Source organism: Streptomyces sp. SID3343, from assembly GCF_009865215.1.
Classification (GTDB): Bacteria; Actinomycetota; Actinomycetes; order Streptomycetales; family Streptomycetaceae; genus Embleya.
This window is the reverse complement of sequence record NZ_WWJX01001176.1, coordinates 1-3,585: the sequence shown is the minus strand read 5'-3', so window position 1 is coordinate 3,585 and position 3,585 is coordinate 1. Positions and strand designations below refer to the sequence as shown.

Sequence of the window (3,585 nt, the reverse complement as noted above, 5' to 3'; positions counted from 1 at the left end):
ATCGTCCCCGCCGGCGCGACCGCGATGTCGGTGACCGTGTACGGGGCGTCCGCGCCCGTCGGCGGGGCCCAGGGCGCGTCCGTGACCGGCAGCGCCGCCGTCGCCCCGACCGGCCTCGTCCAACCGGGCTCGTCCCTGAGCGTGCGCATCGACGCGATCGGCACGACCCTGACTCCCGACCGGCCCGGCCTGCCGTGGATGTTCGCACCGGTCGCCGGCGGCACCGGGACCTTCGTCGACCGGCTCGTGTTCCCCACCGCCCAACTCGCCGACACGGGCGGGCTGGGGCCGGGCCGGGCCGTGGTGACCTTCACCGTCCCGGCCGCCACGATCGGCGACCTCGCGACCGCCGTCGACTTCGGGGTCGGCCCCGTCGGCAGGCCCGCCACCCGCAACCTGCCCATCACCGTGGGCGCGGAGGCCCCGCTCGGCCTGACCGCCGTCGGCGTGGACGGCCCGTTCACCATCGACACCAAGAGCAGCACGTGCGTGACCGGTCCCAACACCAACGTGCCCGCCGGGTCGGCCTGCACGTTCGCGATCGTGTTCACGCCCACCGAGCGCGGTCCCGCCACCGGCACGCTCACCCTCACCGGCAACATCGCCGGCGGCAACCGCGCGATCGCGCTGACCGGCACCGGCAGCACCAAGCCCGGTGCGCCGACGAGCCTATCCGCCACCGCGGGCCAAGGCCGGGCCGTACTGACCTGGATGCCGCCCGCCGACACCGGCGCGAGCCCGGTCACCGGCTACCGAATCCGCCGCGCGAGCGACGGCGCCGCCGCCGACGCGCCTTCGCTGACCACACTCGGCGCCGAGTCGCTCACCTACACCGACGAGAGCCTGGAAAACGACACGACCTACACCTACGTGGTGATCGCGATCAACGTGGTCGGCGAATCCGACCCGTCCACACCCGCCGACGCGACGCCCGCCGCAGCCCTGGTGCTGCCCGCCGCGGCACTCCCGGCCGGGGTCGTCGGCCGGCCCTACAACGCGACCCTCACCGCGCAGGGTGGCACCGCCCCGTACCACTGGATCACCGACGAACCGCTCCCGGACGGTCTGACCCTCGACCCCGCCACCGGCACCCTCTCGGGCACCCCCTCGGCCCCCGGGCAGACCCGGTTCACCGCCACCGTCTCCGACAGCGCCCAGGCCAAGCACGAGTCCAAGGCGAGCTTCGTGATCACCGTGGCCGCCCCGCCGCCGCCCCCGGCCGAGCCCGTCAAGGCCGCGCTCACACCGGACGCCGCGAACAGTGACGGCGGGCCCGACGTGTCGATGTGGTTGTGGGGCATGCTCGGCCTCGTGGGCCTGATCGGCGTCGTGGTCGCCGTCCGCAGGCTGCGCGCCCGCCGAGTGTGACCCGACCCCGACGACGCTCTCGGACCGCCCCGGAGCGCTCCGAAGGCGCCACAGCCCACGCTGTCACCAGGTCACAGCCCGCCCTCCAGCCAAGCCGCAGCCCGTCCTCCAGCCAAGCCGCAGCCCGCCCTCCACCCAGGTCACAGCCCGCCCTCCACCGGGCCGCCGCCCGCGCTGTCACCCAGCCGCGGCCGGCCCTGTCACCAAGACGCGGCCCCCGCTGTCACCAAGACGTGACCCCGACACGAATACTGTGTCCTTCGGGGGACGACCCCCGACCCCAGCCGCAACCCCCGTGGGCGGATCGGTCCGCGGGGGACAACGCCGGTGAGACATACGATCATCGGCGCGCGTCCACCGTGGGCGTCGACCTGTGTCACGTCACAAGGAGCATCACTATGCCCGCGCCGGCAGGCGACCCCCAGGCCAAGGAACGCGAGCTCGCCGCGGAACAGCGCCACGTCGACCGCTCCTACACGCGCCTGGAGCACATGCGCGACGAGGCCCAGGCGCTTCTGCGCCAGGGCTACCGGCAGGCTCAGGTCGGCACGCGAGCGGCCCTTGTCGAGCGTGACGTCATGGTCTACCGCGCCGAACTGTGGGCCCGCTCGCTCGACGCCGCCGACGACGGCCTCGTCTTCGGCCGGCTCGACCAGCTCGACGAGGAGATCCGCCACATCGGCCGGATCGGCATCCGCGACGAGGACAGCGAGGTGCTCGTCGTCGACTGGCGCGCCCCGGCCGCCGAGGCGTTCTACCGCGCCACCCCCGACGACCGACGGGGCGTCGTACGCCGCCGCGTGCTGCACTGCCGCGGCCGCTCCGTGGTCGACATCGAGGACGACCTGCTCGACCCCGACGCCGCGTCCGCGGACATGGTCATCGTCGGCGACGGCGCGTTCCTGGCCGCTCTCTCGCGCACCCGCGACGGCTCGATGCACGACATCGTGGCCACCATCCAGCGCGAACAGGACGAGGCGATCCGCGCGCCCATCGACGGCTCGGTGATCGTGCGCGGCGGCCCGGGCACCGGCAAGACCGCCGTGGCGCTGCACCGCGTCGCCTACCTGATGTTCCGCTACCGGCAACGATTCGGTTCGCGCGGTGTGCTCGTGGTCGGCCCCAACCCGCGCTTCACCGCGTACATCGAACGCGTCCTGCCCTCGCTGGGCGAAGGCGGCGCCGTGCTGCGCTCGCTGGGCGACATGGTCGACGGCGTCGAGGCCCACTACCACGACTCCGCCGCCGCGGCCCGGCTCAAGGGCGCGGGGGAGATGGTCCACCTGATGCGCCGCGCCGTGGCCGAGGTGCCCGCGGGCGCGCCGACCGAGTTCGTGGTGTCACACCGCGGCACCCGCATCGTCCTGGACAACAAGACGCTGCGCCGGATCCGCCGCGACGTGCTCGCCAAGAACCGCCGCGGCCCCAACACCGCACGCCTGCAGGTGGCCCGCCAGATCCTGACCGAGCTGTGGTCGCGGCTGCTCCAGCGCGGCGCGTCGCGCAGCGAGAAGGACTCGTTCCACGAGGACGTCGCCGCGCGCGACGAGTTCGCCGAGTTCCTGCGCGCGTGGTGGCCCCTGCAGCGGCCGGTCGACGTGCTCGCGGGCCTCGCCGACCGCGATCGGCTGCGCCGGTTGGAACGCAACCTCACTCCTGTGCAGGTAGACGTGCTCGCGAGCACGTGGCAGCGCACCGCGCGCACCGGTGAGGTGTCCTTCCACGACGTCGCCCTGATGGACGAACTGACCGGTCTGCTCGGCCCCGTCCCGCGCAAGCGCACGGTCGCGCAGGGCAACCCGGACGAGGACAACCCGTACGTCGTCGACGGCCGGGACATCTTCTCCGGCGAGACCGTCGGTCGCGACGCCCCCGACGAGATCAGCGAGGTCACCACCTACGCCGACCGGATGGCGGGCGGGCGCGGCGCGCGCCGGCCGCGCGACGAGGACGAGGACGAGCCCGTCGAGTACGCGCACATCGTCATCGACGAGGCGCAGGACCTGACCCCCATGCAGTGGCGCATGCTCGGCCGCCGCGGCCGGCACGCGACCTGGACGATCGTCGAGGACCCCGCCCAGAGCGCGTGGGAGGACCCGCGGGCCTCGGCCGACGCGATGGCCGAGGCGCTGCGCGAGCGCCGCCGCTACGAGTTCGAGCTGACCACCAACTACCGCAACCCGGTCGAGGTGGCCGACGTGGCCGCGCGCGTGCTGG

General features: G+C 73.9%; 2 protein-coding genes. Both read left to right on the top strand.

What is annotated here, in order from left to right:
• On the top strand, nt 1-1,368 hold a 1,368-nt coding region (locus GT354_RS37225; protein WP_161360808.1), incomplete at its 5' end, for a putative Ig domain-containing protein.
• A 398-nt stretch (nt 1,369-1,766) separates the two neighbouring features.
• A partial coding sequence (locus GT354_RS37220; protein ID WP_161360807.1) for a UvrD-helicase domain-containing protein occupies nt 1,767-3,585 on the top strand: 1,819 nt, incomplete at its 3' end.